16 protein-coding genes are annotated in these 15,437 nt (G+C 39.9%); 13 read left to right on the forward strand and 3 right to left on the reverse strand.

Annotated features, from left to right (window positions below):
• Positions 1–6: 6 nt before the first annotated feature.
• Positions 7–303 carry a hypothetical protein gene (locus tag M0Q51_11910; GenBank protein ID MCK9400682.1) on the reverse strand — a complete coding sequence of 99 codons (297 nt, stop codon included), beginning with the start codon at positions 301–303 and terminating at the stop codon, positions 7–9.
• A 291-nt stretch (positions 304–594) separates the two neighbouring features.
• Between M0Q51_11910 and M0Q51_11915 the strand changes: the two genes are divergently transcribed.
• From M0Q51_11915 to M0Q51_11925, 3 genes are all read left to right on the forward strand, one after another.
• Entirely contained in the window at positions 595–1,107 is a 513-nt protein-coding gene (locus tag M0Q51_11915; protein MCK9400683.1) for an ORF6N domain-containing protein, read from the forward strand.
• A 104-nt stretch (positions 1,108–1,211) separates the two neighbouring features.
• Positions 1,212–1,355 carry a hypothetical protein gene (locus M0Q51_11920; protein ID MCK9400684.1) on the forward strand — a complete coding sequence of 48 codons (144 nt, stop codon included), beginning with the start codon at positions 1,212–1,214 and terminating at the stop codon, positions 1,353–1,355.
• Between the two features lie 95 nt (positions 1,356–1,450).
• Positions 1,451–1,594 carry a hypothetical protein gene (locus M0Q51_11925; GenBank protein MCK9400685.1) on the forward strand — a complete coding sequence of 48 codons (144 nt, stop codon included), beginning with the start codon at positions 1,451–1,453 and terminating at the stop codon, positions 1,592–1,594.
• Positions 1,595–1,704: 110 nt separating this feature from the next.
• On the opposite strand, the gene M0Q51_11930 is transcribed toward M0Q51_11925, so the two are convergent.
• Positions 1,705–2,151 carry a hypothetical protein gene (locus tag M0Q51_11930; protein MCK9400686.1) on the reverse strand — a complete coding sequence of 149 codons (447 nt, stop codon included), beginning with the start codon at positions 2,149–2,151 and terminating at the stop codon, positions 1,705–1,707.
• Between the two features lie 727 nt (positions 2,152–2,878).
• Here M0Q51_11930 and M0Q51_11935 point away from each other — a divergent pair.
• From M0Q51_11935 to M0Q51_11945, 3 genes are read left to right on the forward strand one after another with little or no spacing between them, the layout of a single operon-like run.
• Positions 2,879–3,433, forward strand: coding sequence for an ORF6N domain-containing protein (locus M0Q51_11935; protein ID MCK9400687.1), 555 nt, complete (start codon positions 2,879–2,881; stop codon positions 3,431–3,433).
• Positions 3,434–3,456: 23 nt separating this feature from the next.
• Entirely contained in the window at positions 3,457–4,611 is a 1,155-nt protein-coding gene (locus tag M0Q51_11940) for an RHS repeat-associated core domain-containing protein (protein MCK9400688.1), read from the forward strand.
• 7 nt (positions 4,612–4,618) lie between these two features.
• Entirely contained in the window at positions 4,619–4,810 is a 192-nt protein-coding gene (locus tag M0Q51_11945) for a hypothetical protein (GenBank protein MCK9400689.1), read from the forward strand.
• A 360-nt stretch (positions 4,811–5,170) separates the two neighbouring features.
• Here the strand turns inward: M0Q51_11945 and M0Q51_11950 are convergent, their stop codons facing one another.
• On the reverse strand, positions 5,171–6,568 hold the full coding sequence (locus M0Q51_11950) for a T9SS type A sorting domain-containing protein (protein ID MCK9400690.1): 1,398 nt from the start codon (positions 6,566–6,568) through the stop codon (positions 5,171–5,173).
• Between the two features lie 360 nt (positions 6,569–6,928).
• Between M0Q51_11950 and M0Q51_11955 the strand changes: the two genes are divergently transcribed.
• The 7 genes from M0Q51_11955 to M0Q51_11985 all read left to right on the forward strand — a co-directional run bounded on the left by M0Q51_11955 (position 6,929) and on the right by M0Q51_11985 (position 15,320).
• Entirely contained in the window at positions 6,929–7,393 is a 465-nt protein-coding gene (locus M0Q51_11955; protein ID MCK9400691.1) for a mobile mystery protein A, read from the forward strand.
• Between the two features lie 398 nt (positions 7,394–7,791).
• A complete protein-coding gene (locus M0Q51_11960; protein ID MCK9400692.1) occupies positions 7,792–8,727 on the forward strand; it encodes an aldo/keto reductase in 936 nt (311 codons plus the stop codon).
• Positions 8,728–9,017: 290 nt separating this feature from the next.
• On the forward strand, positions 9,018–10,748 hold the full coding sequence (locus M0Q51_11965) for an insulinase family protein (protein MCK9400693.1): 1,731 nt from the start codon (positions 9,018–9,020) through the stop codon (positions 10,746–10,748).
• Positions 10,714–11,715, forward strand: a complete 1,002-nt coding sequence (locus M0Q51_11970) for an insulinase family protein (GenBank protein MCK9400694.1) — start codon at positions 10,714–10,716, stop codon at positions 11,713–11,715. Before M0Q51_11965 ends, M0Q51_11970 begins: the two co-directional genes overlap by 35 nt.
• Positions 11,716–12,204: 489 nt before the next feature.
• The gene (locus tag M0Q51_11975) at positions 12,205–13,356 is read left to right on the forward strand and encodes an ATP-binding protein (protein MCK9400695.1); all 1,152 of its coding nucleotides are present in this window, start codon (positions 12,205–12,207) and stop codon (positions 13,354–13,356) included.
• Between the two features lie 108 nt (positions 13,357–13,464).
• On the forward strand, positions 13,465–14,328 hold the full coding sequence (locus M0Q51_11980) for a class I SAM-dependent methyltransferase (GenBank protein ID MCK9400696.1): 864 nt from the start codon (positions 13,465–13,467) through the stop codon (positions 14,326–14,328).
• Positions 14,325–15,320, forward strand: a complete 996-nt coding sequence (locus M0Q51_11985) for an NUDIX domain-containing protein (protein MCK9400697.1) — start codon at positions 14,325–14,327, stop codon at positions 15,318–15,320. Before M0Q51_11980 ends, M0Q51_11985 begins: the two co-directional genes overlap by 4 nt.
• Positions 15,321–15,437 lie beyond the last annotated feature (117 nt).

Here is a 15,437-nt window from a genome sequence, read left to right on the forward strand (position 1 = left end):
TAAAAATTAATAAAATGGAAAGAATAGAAGTATTAGAAAAATTGGGGATAAAAGAAATAACTTCAGCACCTTCATATCAATAGAGCCGGCCTGATTGCAAGCACCCTCTTTCTCAAATTCCTTAATATCCCCTACCAGGAGCGAGATCCCATCCTTTGAAGGATTGATGAACAGATTATTCTTGTGGATCAGCTTATCAGGAAAAAGGATTTTCAGGAGTTTCTGCCTTTCCTCCCATGTGGCATTTTCAAATTGATAATCAAGGTTTTCTAAGAGGGATAAGGCTTCCTTAAGATATTTCATGTAACCTGTTTCAGATTCTTTCAGGTTCTTCAGTTCCTGTTCCAGGGTAAGAATTTCAGCCTGGTATCTGGACTTAGCTTTCTTGTAAGTGGCTGCATCAATCTGATCTTGTAAAAATTTATCCTCCGCTGAATTGATCTAATCTTTGGTTCGCTGGATTTTACTCCATCATCTCTTCTGACCAATATATTATCTATTAAATTTTTCACAGCCTTCCGGGTATATTTTTCAATTTTCCGGATAAACAAATAACTAAAGTGTCTTTTTTAATGACAATTTAATAGATCATATATGACTAAATTACTAAAGCCTGTTTATGAGCAATTGATATTCCAATTCAGAGGAATGAAGGTGATGATCGACGCAGATTTGGCTATTCTTTACGGCACTGCAACTAAAGTACTGAAACAACAGGTGAAACGCAACATCAAACGTTTTCCTGCGGATTTCATGTTTGAGTTAACTTTGGAAGAAAAAATCGAACTGGTCACAAATTGTGACCGGTTGAGGGGATTAAAGCATTCCTCAGTTAATCCGCTGGTTTTTACTGAACAAGGCGTGGCTATGTTATCATCTGTTTTAAGGTCTGAAAAAGCTATACAAATTAATATTGAGATTATGCGGGCCTTTGCCCGGTACCGGTCTCTTTTGAAAGAGAATGAAGAACTTAAAATTGAAATTCAGAAACTGGATGAAAAGGTGAATGTGATATTTCAATTTTTATTGGAGAAGATTGATGCGCTGCATGAAAAACAATCTCAACCCCTTATGCCAATAGGATTCAAAACTCCAAAAAAGGAATAACAAACGGAAAAATAATTGTAGATAAAAAGGGATGTGAAATTTAAGGCGATCAAAATATCCAGATAATAGCCAACTTCGGGGAGCAGCAAAAAAGCCCGCGGCAGATGCCGGTGGGACCCGGTGCACGGCCTATTGTAGCCATGGATATTGACAGCGACGGATTCATTTACATAGTATCAGCTTATGATTCGGGAAGCGATGATGAACACAACGTCGGGATCATTCGATTATTGCCGGAAATGCCCTGATCCCACTGACTATCTTTCCTAAATTTATAAGTTGCTAATCCCTTTGTAATTTGTTATCTTTAAGGCCTGTAAACGATTTTCCAGATCAAACAGCCATGAAGAAAATAATCATAACTCTGCTAGTTCTGTTGTTTTACCAACTTTCCTTCTCCCGGTCCTGCCTTCCGGAAGGTCTTTACTTCTGCCGGCTGACAGCTAACGGCAAGACTTCTTCGGGAAAATTGATCCTGATCAGATAATTTAAATAATCGCCGACAATTTGGGGAGATGCGAGTACTCGAACATCTCCCGGCAACTGGCTGTTGTGCGATGGGCAGAGTGCTATTTCAGTATTTTCATTCTTAAATTCTTAAAAGAACCCGATCACCATTAGAATGATGGATGCAAACTGAATCGTTGCACGCAATATGTTTGCGCTCTGCAGTTTCCGGCGCTCCTCACTCAGTCGATCCGTATCACTGCTTTCGAGGGCAAATATCCTCTTGTAAATCGGTAGGTTAAAACTCTTGCTTATGATCGAAGCCACTGTATAGAGGATAAGTCCTGCTGAGAACCACCAATTATCGAAACCGTAGAAGATCCAATAAGGTATCATGCCGACAAATGTAATGGACGATACACCGACGGCATAAAGTGACCTCATTGCACGTTTGTCCAGCAGCTTCAAAAAACGATGGAACGTGGCTTCGTCCAGATCGTTCATAACTCGCTGGATCACCCCTGCAATAAATATCAAAAAACCAGTGCAGAGGGTTGAAGGGACGAGAAGCAGGATTTCAGCGAAAGTTTGAGTCATATATAACCTCCTATTATTAATGAGTAAACCGTTTGACTGTTATTATACTATATATTTGTAAGTTGTCTGGTCATTGAACTAAAATACTTGGCGCTCTGCCTTTCGCACAACTACCTTATACCCGCTATCCCTGAAGTCCTTTAATCAGTCCAATTGGTAGGTGAATAGGCGAGAAAGGGCATCGTGTTATATTAAGTTACACAATTGTTTTGTTTACAATCTTCGTAAAGATATGTTTTTATCTTTTAAAAAATGATCGTTTTTTTAATTTGACAGACTACAAACTGAAAATTGAAACCCAGTAAAATGATTTTTTGATTCCCTTCCTTCTCAAATTCCATTATATCACTGACCAGGAGAGAGATTCCATCTTTGCCCGGATAAATGAAGGTTTTATGGTCAGGGATTTAAGATACTTTTTCAGGCTTTCATGGGCATGATCAACCCGGTATCTTTCTGCGCATCCGTTTTGGCAATGGTAATAAAAATATATTTCACCACTTCTTGATCGGCACTTAGAGCCTGTAAGGTTTCGGTTACAGAGGCTACATTTCAGATGACCTCTTAAGGGGAAAATTTTCACTTCGGTTGACTTTAAAATCCATTTTCCATTTCCGGCCATAGAGTGTTCAAATCCTCAAATCTTCAAATCTTCAAATCTCCCAATTTTTCTCAACTCATCGGGTATATTTAGAGAAATATCCGATTAATATAAAAACCAATTGAAATGAATGAAGATAATGTCGTTTTGATTCCAGATGAGCTGATCTTGAGCAAAATCTATCAGATCCGTGACATGAACGTGATGCTTGATATGGACTTAGCAGAATTGTACGGTGTGGAAACCAAACAGTTAAAACGAGCTGTGAGAAGAAACATCAATCGTTTCCCACCTGATTTTATGTTTGAATTATCCCAAAAAGAACTGTTCAATTGGAGGAGTCAATTTGGCACCTCCAATCGGGAAAAGATGGGTTTACGCATTCCTCCATTTGCATTTACCGAATATGGAATTATAATGCTGGCCAGCGTGTTAAACAGTGAAAGAGCCGTACAGGTGAATATCCGGATTGTAAGAATCTTTTTAAAAATGCGGGAAATACTCCTTGCTCATAAGGATTTCATTGAGAATTTCAGGCAAATCGACCATATACTTGCCGAACACGATAATAAGATACTGCTGATCTTCGAGTACCTCAAACAACTTGAGCAGGATAAACAGCAGCAGGATGAACAGGCCAATCGTAAAAGGATCGGTTTTAAACAGGATGTTCAAACCTGACTACGGTTTTTTGAGAACTTAAAATGGAATTAGAAAACAACCGTAGGATTTATTATCTTTATGATGCTAATGGTACAAAACTGCAGAAAACCTATTACGAAGACAACCGCCTGATGGAAACCACCGACTACTCCGGCATGTTTGTTTACAAAGACCAACACATTGACTTCATCCTCACCTCTGAAGGAAGGCTGAAATGGGATGATCACGATGAAATTTTCTATGCCGAATACTTCATCAAGGACCACCTTGGAAATGTAAGATCAGTAGTTTCCTCTGATCCTGAAATTCCTTCCACCATTAATGGCACCGACTACTATCCCTTTGGCATGGAAATTCCTGTATACGGAGATAATGACAACCAGATCAAATACAACTCCAAGGAACTGCAGACCGAAGCCGATCTGGACTGGTACGATTACGGAGCCCGTTTCTATGACCCGGTGCTGGCTAGGTGGCATAGTGTTGATCCGATGGCGGAAAAATCACGAAGATGGTCTCCTTACACCTACTGCATGAATAATCCAATCAGGTTTATCGATCCGGATGGGATGAATGTGGATGGTTATCAAGACTCTCAAGGGAACTATAAATGGTTCGATGGTGAAACAGCCCAATTGATTAATAAAGATAATAAACTTTATTTCCATGTCACTGATAATAAGGAAGTTTATAATATGTTGGAAGCAGGAACACTTGATAATATTCCTGAATTGGGCGATCCTGGAGAGGTAGCACCAGTAGATAATACGACTAATCTTGAAATGTGGTTGGATTCACCCTCTGAAAATTTAGGTGAAAGAGCTCTTAAGGTTGGAGCAGATATTGCCTATTCTATTGTTAACTCCCCTTATACATTATTAGCTGGAGAGTCTTTAGGGGGTACTGAAGCTATTCCACAAGAGAAAATGAATGCTTTTATTGATGTAGGACCTGCTGCAATATCTTTTGGGATGACAAAAACGAAAGAAGTTGTTAAGGTTACTGAAAATTCGCTTAAAGGATTTAACCAGTTTGTTGAAAGAAGCGGTATCACTTTTAGCGGGAAAGGATGGCAACAAAGGGCAAGTGAGCTTTTCAAATCAAATAAAGTCAATCAATCTGCTATAGATGGTTTAAATGTTGGCACTTTCGGAACAGGTGTTGTGGACAAAACTAAGGAAGAACTTGATAAATAAATTAACTATGTATTCTGCTGCAATTTACATTGGAGGAATAGTAAGATGGATACTCAAAGGTTGTAAGACAAATTTGAAAGATGAACTTTCTGGTCGTTTGAATCCTACATGGGGAGGTTCTTACGATTTGGAAAATTTCATTGTTGGGATAATCTTTACCGCTATCATATTAGGTTTAATTATCTGGTTAGTATTTTAAATCCCAAAGAAATTAGACAATAGTCGACTTCGTTATTCAGTTCCAAGCTCTTTCCCTTCCGGGAAAAAGGAATTGTTCTAAATATCAGCTATTTAACATTTCATCCAGCCTTCAAAATTTAGATAATATCCAACTTCGGGGAGCTCCCAGAATCAACCACTTACATGCAAAAATGTAAGTGGTTTTTTGTTTTACGCCAGATTTACGCCAGAATCTGATGGAATTTTCGGGATTATTAGTCGATTTGTCAGCTCCCCCATATAATTCCTGAGTTTGACACTTCATTTTTGTAATTGATTTATATACAGCACAGTGTTTTAATGTCCAGGTTAGAAAAAAAATCAGAGAAAGATCTTTTATTCAATTGATAATGACCTTTTTGCATATTGTATTATTCCCATTGATAAAATGGATAATATAAAGTCCCGGTTTTAGGGAAGAGAGGTCAAGATATTGACCTGACAATGAATATTGACTTTCATCTATGGCTATTCCAAGGCAATTGAATATCCCGGTTACTTCTGCATCAGCGAGGGACGGGTCTGATGAGATTCTCAGATATCCGTTACCGGGATTGGGGTGTAGAACAATCCTATCATCCGGAAATTTGTCATCCGGAATGCCGACAGGCAGGCAATTCAAATAGACCGTTATCGAACCGTATGACAAATCCGGGAAGTTACTGTGCGTTGAAACTACATCTGGTTTCGCATCACCATTAAAGTTACCCGTGGTGATCTCATCTATCCTATAGCTGTTTGACTTTTCATTGATGTATAATGTGTCGCTGAAATATCCGCTGCCATCGTTGATATGCATATTAAAAGTGTAACAGCCCATTGCAAGGTCAAGAGCTCCATCCAGGTTAATGTCAACTTCATGTAAGTAAATTGCATAGTATATTGCCGAAATTTCCTGGATCTCCGGTTCCTGGAAAGTCCCGTCACCTTTACCCCATAACTTGACAAGATTCCGGTCATACTGTTTGAAAATGATATCCTGGTACCCATCCAGGTTAAAATCCCCGGATACGACCGATTCGGGAATATATTCATCATAAAGAATAACCGGTGATTGAAATGATCCCTCCCCGGTGCCTTCAAATAATACTACATTGAAGCCTATGTATTCCGGCATGCCCACGTTACAAATCACCAGGTCATCATTTCCATCCTCATTGAAGTCTCCCTTTGCCATTCGCCTGGGCACATATCCAAAAGTCGAGCACATATAGTTAAGCTGAAAAAAACCTGTTCCGTTTCCCAAAAGTATCCTTACCTTGTGGTGGATTTGATCAATCACGGCAAGATCAATGTTGTTATCCTCATCAAAATATATCATTTCAGCGTCAGAGGACCAAAAATCTGTCCAAAGCACTGAAGCTAATGTGAAATTACCGTCACCGTTCCCGGTGAATATATAAATATCGTAAAACCTTCCCATAACGAGCAAATCTATGATGCCATCAACATTTATATCCTCCGCCACTATTGTCCCTGCATTGCCGCCGATTGGATAGGTTATGATGCCCGGGAAGTGTCCGGTCCCGTCATTTATCATAATAGAAATGAATTCCTCGTTATAATGACCTATAGCAAGGTCATCAAAATTATCCCAGTTAAAATCAGCTGCTGTTATAGTTGTGGGAACTCCTGGTGTTGAAAAAACATCTGCCGGGAAATCAAAACAAATTAACTGTGCATTCACAGGAAGGTTAAAACATATCAGAAAATAAAGAATATAGTCTATTTTTTTCATTGATTTGTTTCGGAAGTGACGTCAGCTAAAGTGGAACTAAATTTACTATAAAGTTAAAAAATAGATATTATATGCTTTCACCATCATTTAATCCTAAATCTTGGTTTCAGTTTCCTCAAATCTACTCATTTTCCCCAAACCCTCAAAATCTCTTGACCTCCTGACCTCCTGAAAAAAATTTAGATAATAGCCAACTTCGGGGAGCCGAAGTGGAAAATCCGGTCAAATTGGCCGGATTTTTTATTTCTATCCCTTTTGAAACCGTTGATAATCGTGTAAAATAGAGGCTCCCACAAATTTTATTTTGTTTATTCAGGTTATATCCTTAATTTTGTGATCATATTTTAAGGCTATACCCTTATGGAAAATTCAAATCAAAAATTATTAATTGAACAGGTTGACAGAAAACTGCAACAATTCAGGACTCTTGAAACTGTCATTATTCCGCCAAAAGGATGGATACACACCATCAGGGTGACATTGAAAATGTCGCTCCGACAACTTGGGAACAGACTGAAAATTTCACCCCAAAGTGTTAAAGAAATTGAGGAAAGAGAAGCGAATGGATCACTAACGATCAAGTCATTAACAGAAGCGGGCATCGCTCTTAATATGAAATTGGTCTATGGATTTATCCCATTGGATGGAAGTATTGAAAAAATGATTGAAAAAAGAGCATCTGAATTGGCTTTGGAAATAATTTCCCGTACATCGCACACTATGAAACTGGAAGACCAGGAAAACAAAGAAGATCGGTTAAAAAAAGCTGTCACCAATAAAACTGCCGAATTAATGGAGAAAATGCCTAAATATCTATGGGATTAGAACTAAATTACATCGAAGGGCAAACTCCTATTGATGAAGATGAAAAAGAAGGCCATTATTAGAATTTGCCCGTTCTTAGGATTAAAGATGGTCTTGCATTTATTTAGATAATAGCCAACTTCGGGGAGCCGAAGTGGAATCGAACCAGCTTTCCCACCTCTATCAAGGGAAAGTCTGGTCCGATAAATCCCCAACCCGAAGTAGACTATCTAAAAAAATTATACTTATTACCTGGAATTGTAGCAGACCCTATTCTTCTGTGAATTTATTATATGCTACTTTTAAGTATCTTTCAATAGGATAAAGTGGTCATTCTGATCCGGCGACAATAAGCAAAATCATCAGCTATGTCCATAAATTTTCTCTATCTTGGCAAAAAAATTACAAAACGCAATAAGATGGAAACAAAACAGTTTGGCAATACTGATATGAAGATCACACGGATCGGATTCGGGTCATGGGCCATTGGTGGTGGCAACTGGGCATTTGGATGGGGACCACAGGACGACGGCGAAGCCATCGCTGCCATACATCGCGCCATAGAGACCGGGATGAACTGGATTGATACTGCGGCAGTTTATGGACTTGGCCATTCCGAAGAACTGGTTGGAAAAGCAGTTAAAGGCCTTAATCCAAAGCCCTACATTTTCACAAAATGCGGATTGGTATGGGATGATTCAAGGAAGACCAGCCAGAATATCAGGGCTGAATCGATCCGCAGGGAATGTGAAGCAAGCCTGCGCCGGTTGAATGTCGATGTGATTGACCTTTACCAGGTGCACTGGCCGGTTGATGCGGACCTGGAGGAAGCCTGGGAAATGATGGAACAGTTGCGATCGGAAGGGAAAGTGCGTTTTATAGGTGTTTCAAATTACAATGTTGAACAGATCAGGCAATGCCAGGAAATTGCGCCGGTATCATCGTTACAACCTCCCTACTCTCTAATAAACCGGGAATATGAAAAAGAAATCCTGCCATTTTGTAAAGAATATGGAATCGGGGTGATTGTTTACTCACCAATGGGGTCGGGATTGCTTACCGGCACCATGACCCGTGAACGTATTGCCGCCATGCCCTCCGACGACTGGCGAAGAAACAGCAGTTACTTTAAAGAACCAGCCCTTACCCGGAACCTGGCACTTGCTGAAACGCTGAAATCCATTGGTAAAAAACATGGGCGTTCGGCCGGTGAAGTGGCCATTGCATGGACATTGCGAAACCCTGCCGTAACGGCCGCTATTGTGGGTGGCAGAAGTGCCGGACAGGTAGATGGGATCAGCAGGGCATGGGATTTTCATCTGACGGAGGAAGACCTGGCGGAAATTGCAGGATGACATGAATGATGAAAGATTTGCATCCGGTTGCAACTTTCGTAAGTAAGGGGAGAATCAAAAAAACCCGTGGTTAAAACCAACGGGCTTTTTTGATATTCGAAAGAACAATATTCGATCTAACGATATTCGAAATGATATTTGATGTTCCATGGTACTTTAATTCGAATACTTGTCCGACCCTTGGCGGATCGAGTATCAAATATCGTTGTTTCGTAGTTTCAAATATTTGCTTTTTCCTTCCAAATTATTTATTTTTATAGCTTACCAAGCTCACATCAAACCAAAAAGCCATGAAAAACTATTGCAGGGTATTTTCACAAATCCAAAAAAGGTCATTCTTATTATTTGCATTCCTCTTTGTTTGGGCATTGGCTTCAAACGGGCAGCAGGCAAAATCGCTTCTCGAGACAGAAATTTACCGGCTTGATAACGGACTGACTGTTTATCTTAATGAAGATCATTCTCTGCCCAGCGTCATCGGTGCTGTGGCGGTCAAAGGAGGAAGCAAGCGCGACCCGGCTGATGCAACAGGCATTGCGCATTATTTTGAACATATCATGTTCAAGGGAACCGATCTGATAGGTACCGTTGACTACCAGTCGGAAAAAGTTTACCTCGACAGTATAGCCGGGTTGTACGATAAATTAGCTGAAGCTGCCGGCGAAGAAGAAAGAGCAGGTATTCAACTGGAGATCAACAGGCTCTCGGTCAAGGCATCGGAATATGCCATACCGAATGAAACAGAGAAAATACTGAGCGAAATGGGGGGAACCAACGTGAATGCCGGTACCAGTAATGAAGAGATCGTATATTACAATATTTTCCCTGCAAACCAGGTTGAAAAATGGCTCGATGTTTACAGTAATCGTTTCATCAATCCCGTTTACCGTTTGTTTCAATCTGAACTTGAAACTGTGTATGAAGAGTACAACATGTACAAGGACAACAGGTCTTCCACTGCTTTTGAGATTTACAGCAAAGCCTTTTACCCTGACCATCCTTATGGTGTACCAATAATTGGTTACCCCGGGCACCTGAAAAACCCATCGATGAAAAAGATGAATGAGTATTTTGAAACCTATTATGTAGCCAACAATATGGCGCTTGTTTTAAGCGGTAACTTCAATCCGGATGAGGTTAAACCGATGATCAGCAGATATTTTGGAGGATGGAGAAGCGGTGAAATACCTCCTATGCCTGCTGATTACACCATTCAACCTTTAACTGGCAGAAACCTGGTGCAGGAAAAACTTACACCGGTCAGGTTCGGAATCCTGTCATACCGTTCTGTCCCCCTGGGGAATAAAGATGAACCCGTTCTTGATGTGATTAATGGTTTATTGTCGAATCAATCCCAGACAGGCCTTATAGATGAATTGGTTGTAGACAACAAATTAATGCAGGCAGGGGCCACCGGCATGCGGTATATTGAAGCCGGAGGAGAGATGGTTTTCTTTATTCCCAAAATTATCGGCCAATCGCTGAAAAAAGCCGAAAACCTGGTTAATGATCAATTGGAAAACCTTAAAGCCGGAAATTTTGATGAAGAATTGCTCGAAGCTGTTAAAACTGATATTATCGTCAATTACGAAAGAAATTTCGAAGACCAGTACAGTCGTGGATATATGATGATAATGGCTTTCGTCAAAGAAAGAGATTGGCAGAAAATACTTGGTTATCCGGATAAAATTAAAATTATCACAAAGGAGGATGTAGTAAAAGCCGCCCAAAAATATTATACCGGCAATGAACTTGTTTTCTATTCCAAAACAGGCTTTCCGAAAAAACCAAAAACTCTAAAATCGCCTTTCGATCCCATTCCTTCTTCTAAAACTGAAATGAAGTCGGAATATGCTAAGAAAATTGAAAATATGCCGGTACCGGAAACTGAGCCCGATTTTATAGAATTCGGACCTCCCGGGAATAAATCCAATGAAGTTACAATTACCGGCCTGAATAAATTAACACATTTGTATTATACTGAAGTTGGTTGCAGATCTTATCTATTCTCCGAAGCCTGATGACAGCAAGTTAAAGAATCTGTATGAAGCTATTAAAGCTGAGGAAAAAGTGGAACTGGATGACCCTGAAACGTTGGGTTCGGCTTTATACATGTATGCTGTTTATGGTGACCGGTCTCCTTACCTCAACCGTTTATCAGTGAAAGAGGTCAAAGAATTGACGTCCGATACCCTGTTAAGTGCCCTTAAAAAAGCGATCAGCTATGAAGCCGACATACACTATTCAGGTATGATCGGGTTACCGGAATTGGAAGAAATAATAAAATCCGGGTTGATGTTGGATAATATCAATATTAAAAGCAATTCACCGGCAAGGTTTGAGTTTAAATTATATGACAGCCCTGTTGTTTATTTCCTTGACGATAAAAATGCAATTCAAAGTAAAAATTATTTCTTTTTACCAGGAAACCCGGTTAAAGAAGATGATAAGCCATATTTGAACGGATACGCTGAATACCTTGATGGTGGAATGCAAAGCATCATTTTCCAGGAGATAAGGGAATTCAGGTCGTTAGCTTATTCAAGCGGGGCTAGTATTTACCGGCCTTTTTATCCCGATGAAAAAACAAGTTTTACTGCCTATGTGGGCACACAGGCTGACAAAACCAGGGAGGCCATTGAGGTGATGCACCAGATTATCAATACTCCACCTGAAAAGAGTGACCGGATCGAGACGGTCAGGAAATCGCTGATCCAATCCATCAACAGCAACAAGCCCGGATTCCGGTCTGTTTCTGAATCGGTTGCAAGCTATTACAAGAAAAACTATACCACCGATCCCAGAAAGCAATGGGTTGAAATTTATAAGAAAATGAATTTTGATGAAATTGTGGATTTTTATAATGGTCAGTTTTATAAAAAACCGTCCATTACAACCATTATCGGTGATAAGAGCATTATAGGGACGGATTGGATGAGTTCTTACGGAAATGTAATTGAAGTAAGTAAAGAAGATATTTTCAGATAACTGTATTATTCTGGTTTTTTAACCAGCTTTTTCTTTTTACCACCTTTCAAAAGCCTTGATATTCCCGCCTTAGCTTAATTCAGTTTCCTTCAAAAAAAATTTAGATCGCCTGAAAATTTTTGCACTTACTTAGTTTTTTTATGAAAATAAGTAATAAATATATTACTCTTACTTTTTACTTATCAGGATGAAATACAGTGAACTTTATAATACATTTTCACGCCGGTAAAGAAGGTAAAAAAGGGCTACTGAAAGCCATTATTTAAACTGACCACCCTCATTATTGCTAATATCAATGGAATGAGGTGGGCAATTTGTTGCGGCGGGGACTGGAAAAATCATTAGCCAGATATAATTAAGGATCATTTGCTGGCCAGAAATTTACTATCAGGTTCCAGGATTTGAATTAGATGATTTATCTCATGCTTTTTTAATAAATTACATGACTTGTGTCTTGTTATATTTTGTATCTTTGTACAAAATGAATGCATGATCATTCAGAGAACCATACAAAAAAGCATTATAGACAGGATATCCTCTGCCGGGCAAAACCGGAAAGTCATCATCATATATGGAGCCAGGCAGGTCGGCAAAACTACATTGGTAAAGGAAATTCTTGCCGGAACTGATCTGATCAAGGAATACTTTAATTGCGATTACCTTGATGTACAATCCGTTTTTTCATATGAAAATGCCGGGAACATTGAAAACATCGTAAAAAACCTGCAATTGATCGTCCTGGATGAGGCACAAAGGATCAGGAATATCGGCATGGTTTTGAAAATACTTCATGATGAATTTCCTCATCTACAAGTAATTGCAACTGGGTCCTCAAGTTTTGAACTTTCAGGTCAGGTCAGCGAGCCTTTGACCGGAAGAAAGATCGTTTACCAATTGTATCCATTTACTTTCGAAGAACTTGCAGCTGGTCAGTCAAAAATGGATACCAGGCGTACAGTAAACAGGATCATGCGTTTCGGTACTTACCCTTCGGTTATTCTTGAGGATGACCGTCAAGCCTTGGAGAACCTGAATGAAATAGCCTCAAGTTATTTATTCAAAGATATTTTTACTTTTCAACAATTGAAAAAACCTGAGATTATTCTTGACTTGCTAAAACTACTGGCCTTCCAGGTTTCCAGTGAAGTATCTTTTACAGAACTGGCTGGAAAACTGCAGGTTGACCAGACAGTTATTCAGCGGTATATAAAGCTTCTGGAAGATAATTTCATTCTCTTCAGGTTACAGGCATTGAGAAAGAACCTGAGAACCGAAGTCGGTAAAACACGTAAGATTTATTTCTGGGACATCGGAATAAGAAATATCCTGATCCAAAATACTAATACTCTTGAATACAGGGATGATCATGGCAAATTATGGGAGAACTTCTGTGTATCTGAAAGAATGAAATATCTTAGATATCATAATCTCCAACCCATTCAGTCATTTTTCTGGCGAACTTATAGCCAGAAAGAAATCGATTACATCGAGGAAAACCAGGGTCTATACAGAGCCTTTGAGTTCAAATGGTCACCTAAAAAACAGGGCAAACTGCCTGCTGATTTTATTGATGCTTATTCGAACCCCGAATTCGTGACCGTCAACCCTGAGAATTTTGGAGAAGTATTATATCAGATATAGATATTCCCCAACTTCGGGGAGCAGCAAAATCTCTTTTCACCCGGGTATATCATTAATTTGTGATATCTTCCACATAAAATTCAATAGCATTCAACCTGCAACCATCAAATGCACAATCAATTATCAAATAATCATACAGGTGAACTGGCTGAGGTGTTCCGCGATGTTTCATCACACCTGCTTGTCTCCGGCATCATTCGTGACCAACTGACCACCAATTTAGATGTCAGGGAAGAGGCATTGAAGGGGCTTGACTTTACGGGTTTCACCAGGATCCTCGATATAGGATGCGGTTTTGGTTTTTTTACTGGCGGACTGGCCGGAAGGCTAAGCCGGAAAGCTGAAGTAACCGGTATCGACCTGCATGAAAAATACAGGAAATATTACCTTGCGACAGCGGAAAAGGCCGGGATTAAAGGTAAATTCATCTCTGAAGATATTTCCATCATTAACGACTTCAATGAAAGAACCTACGATCTGATCCTTTGCAGTTATGCCCTTTATTTCTTTCCAGAGCATATCCATCACATTTCCAGGATTCTGAAAGACCATGGGCTGCTCGTTGTCATTACACATTCCTGCCCTCATATGAAGGAGCTTACTTATCTTGTCAAAGAAATCCTGGCTTCTGAGAATTTTTCATACGATAGCCTGCTTCCTTATGAAATGCTGATCAACCGGTTTTGCGATTATAACGGTAATGATGTGCTTTCCCCTTTCTTCAGGATTGTAAGACGTAAAGAATTCCGCAGCGAAATATTATTCGACCGTTCGGATTTCGGCAAATTTGTCGAATATTTCCGTTTTAAGATACCATTTTTCATTCCTTCCGGGAAAGGTAATGAGAAAAAACTTACCGATAAAATATTGAATACGGTTAAAAACCTGGTCGACCTGGAAGGATGCTTCCATATCACAAAGGATGATACCATATTTGTCTGTTCCAAGCCGTTGAATATAAATAAAGAATGAAACCTGCCAAACGGAAATTTTGCCCCTATTGCGGCCAGCATTTGAAGATCAGGCCTGAAGGTGAAGTACTCAGGGATTATTGTGAGCATTGTAAAAAATTCTTTTATGATAATCCTTTGCCGGTTGTCTCTTCTATTGTCGTTAATGACCGGAATGTGCTGCTCGTAAAAAGAAAACATGATCCCAATAAAGGGGAATGGTGCCTGCCCATGGGTTTCGCTGAAACCGGCGAGAGTATCGAAGCTGCCGCCCTGAGAGAACTTCTGGAAGAAACCGGAATACATGGCAAAATTATCGACCTGACAGATGTGGTTTCCGGCTATAGTAAAATGTACGGCGACCTGATTTTTATCACATTTGAGGCCGAGCAGATAGGCGGGAATATTGCCCCGGGAGATGATGCGGTAGAGGTCGGGTTTTTCCCGTTCAATAAAATGCCTGAATTGGCATTTGCATCAAATACAAGAGCAATCTCGGCTTATTTACGCTCAAAACAAGAGTACTGGGCCATTATCGATTCATTTTCCAGGTCAGCCGGGTTTGCTGGGGCCAAAGGAGAAGATTATCTCTCCGACAAACTGCTCAGGCTCATTGAGAAAAATGCCGAAACCATCGGCCGGCAATGGCTTGCCGATGTAAAAAGCAACAAGACCACTCCCACTTATGGTAATTCTGATGAAAACAGGACCTATGAGAGGTTTATGAAAGTCATCGGGCAGTTCAGCAAATGGCTCGGGGGTACCTATGGCGACCAGGAGATCAGGGACTATTACAGGAACCTTGGAAAACTAAGAAAGGAGGAAGGCTTCAAGCTAAGCGAAGTGCTTAGCGCACTAAGCCTCATCAGAAAGCATATATGGGAATTTGCTTTATCACACCAGGTCTGGACAAAGACTATAGATATCTATATGTCCCTCGAATTGGAAAGAAGGATGGTTCTATTCTTTGACCGGGCTTCTTTTTATGTCACAAAGGGTTATGAAGAAGAATAAGATCCCGGGAAATGAAGGATGATGTTAGCTTCCCCGAAGTTCGGCCATTCATCCTCCTAATAATCATTTATATACTTTCTTCTTTTTCTTCATTATATCGATACACGAGGGGACTTC

The organism is Bacteroidales bacterium, from assembly GCA_023229505.1.
Classification (GTDB): domain Bacteria; phylum Bacteroidota; class Bacteroidia; order Bacteroidales; family JAGOPY01; genus JAGOPY01.

What these genes read in the sequence shown, in the direction of transcription:
- M0Q51_11925 (MCK9400685.1), top strand. Translation starts at nt 1,451, where the DNA reads ATGAAGAAAATAATCATAACTCTGCTAGTTCTGTTGTTTTACCAACTT.
- M0Q51_11985 (MCK9400697.1), top strand. Translation starts at nt 14,325, where the DNA reads ATGAAACCTGCCAAACGGAAATTTTGCCCCTATTGCGGCCAGCATTTG.
- M0Q51_11965 (MCK9400693.1), top strand. Translation starts at nt 9,018, where the DNA reads ATGAAAAACTATTGCAGGGTATTTTCACAAATCCAAAAAAGGTCATTC.
- M0Q51_11935 (MCK9400687.1), top strand. Translation starts at nt 2,879, where the DNA reads ATGAATGAAGATAATGTCGTTTTGATTCCAGATGAGCTGATCTTGAGC.
- M0Q51_11940 (MCK9400688.1), top strand. Translation starts at nt 3,457, where the DNA reads ATGGAATTAGAAAACAACCGTAGGATTTATTATCTTTATGATGCTAAT.
- M0Q51_11975 (MCK9400695.1), top strand. Translation starts at nt 12,205, where the DNA reads ATGATCATTCAGAGAACCATACAAAAAAGCATTATAGACAGGATATCC.
- M0Q51_11960 (MCK9400692.1), top strand. Translation starts at nt 7,792, where the DNA reads ATGGAAACAAAACAGTTTGGCAATACTGATATGAAGATCACACGGATC.
- M0Q51_11950 (MCK9400690.1), bottom strand. Translation starts at nt 6,568, where the DNA reads ATGAAAAAAATAGACTATATTCTTTATTTTCTGATATGTTTTAACCTT.
- M0Q51_11955 (MCK9400691.1), top strand. Translation starts at nt 6,929, where the DNA reads ATGGAAAATTCAAATCAAAAATTATTAATTGAACAGGTTGACAGAAAA.
- M0Q51_11945 (MCK9400689.1), top strand. Translation starts at nt 4,619, where the DNA reads ATGTATTCTGCTGCAATTTACATTGGAGGAATAGTAAGATGGATACTC.
- M0Q51_11915 (MCK9400683.1), top strand. Translation starts at nt 595, where the DNA reads ATGACTAAATTACTAAAGCCTGTTTATGAGCAATTGATATTCCAATTC.
- M0Q51_11980 (MCK9400696.1), top strand. Translation starts at nt 13,465, where the DNA reads ATGCACAATCAATTATCAAATAATCATACAGGTGAACTGGCTGAGGTG.
- M0Q51_11930 (MCK9400686.1), bottom strand. Translation starts at nt 2,151, where the DNA reads ATGACTCAAACTTTCGCTGAAATCCTGCTTCTCGTCCCTTCAACCCTC.
- M0Q51_11910 (MCK9400682.1), bottom strand. Translation starts at nt 303, where the DNA reads ATGAAATATCTTAAGGAAGCCTTATCCCTCTTAGAAAACCTTGATTAT.
- M0Q51_11920 (MCK9400684.1), top strand. Translation starts at nt 1,212, where the DNA reads ATGCCGGTGGGACCCGGTGCACGGCCTATTGTAGCCATGGATATTGAC.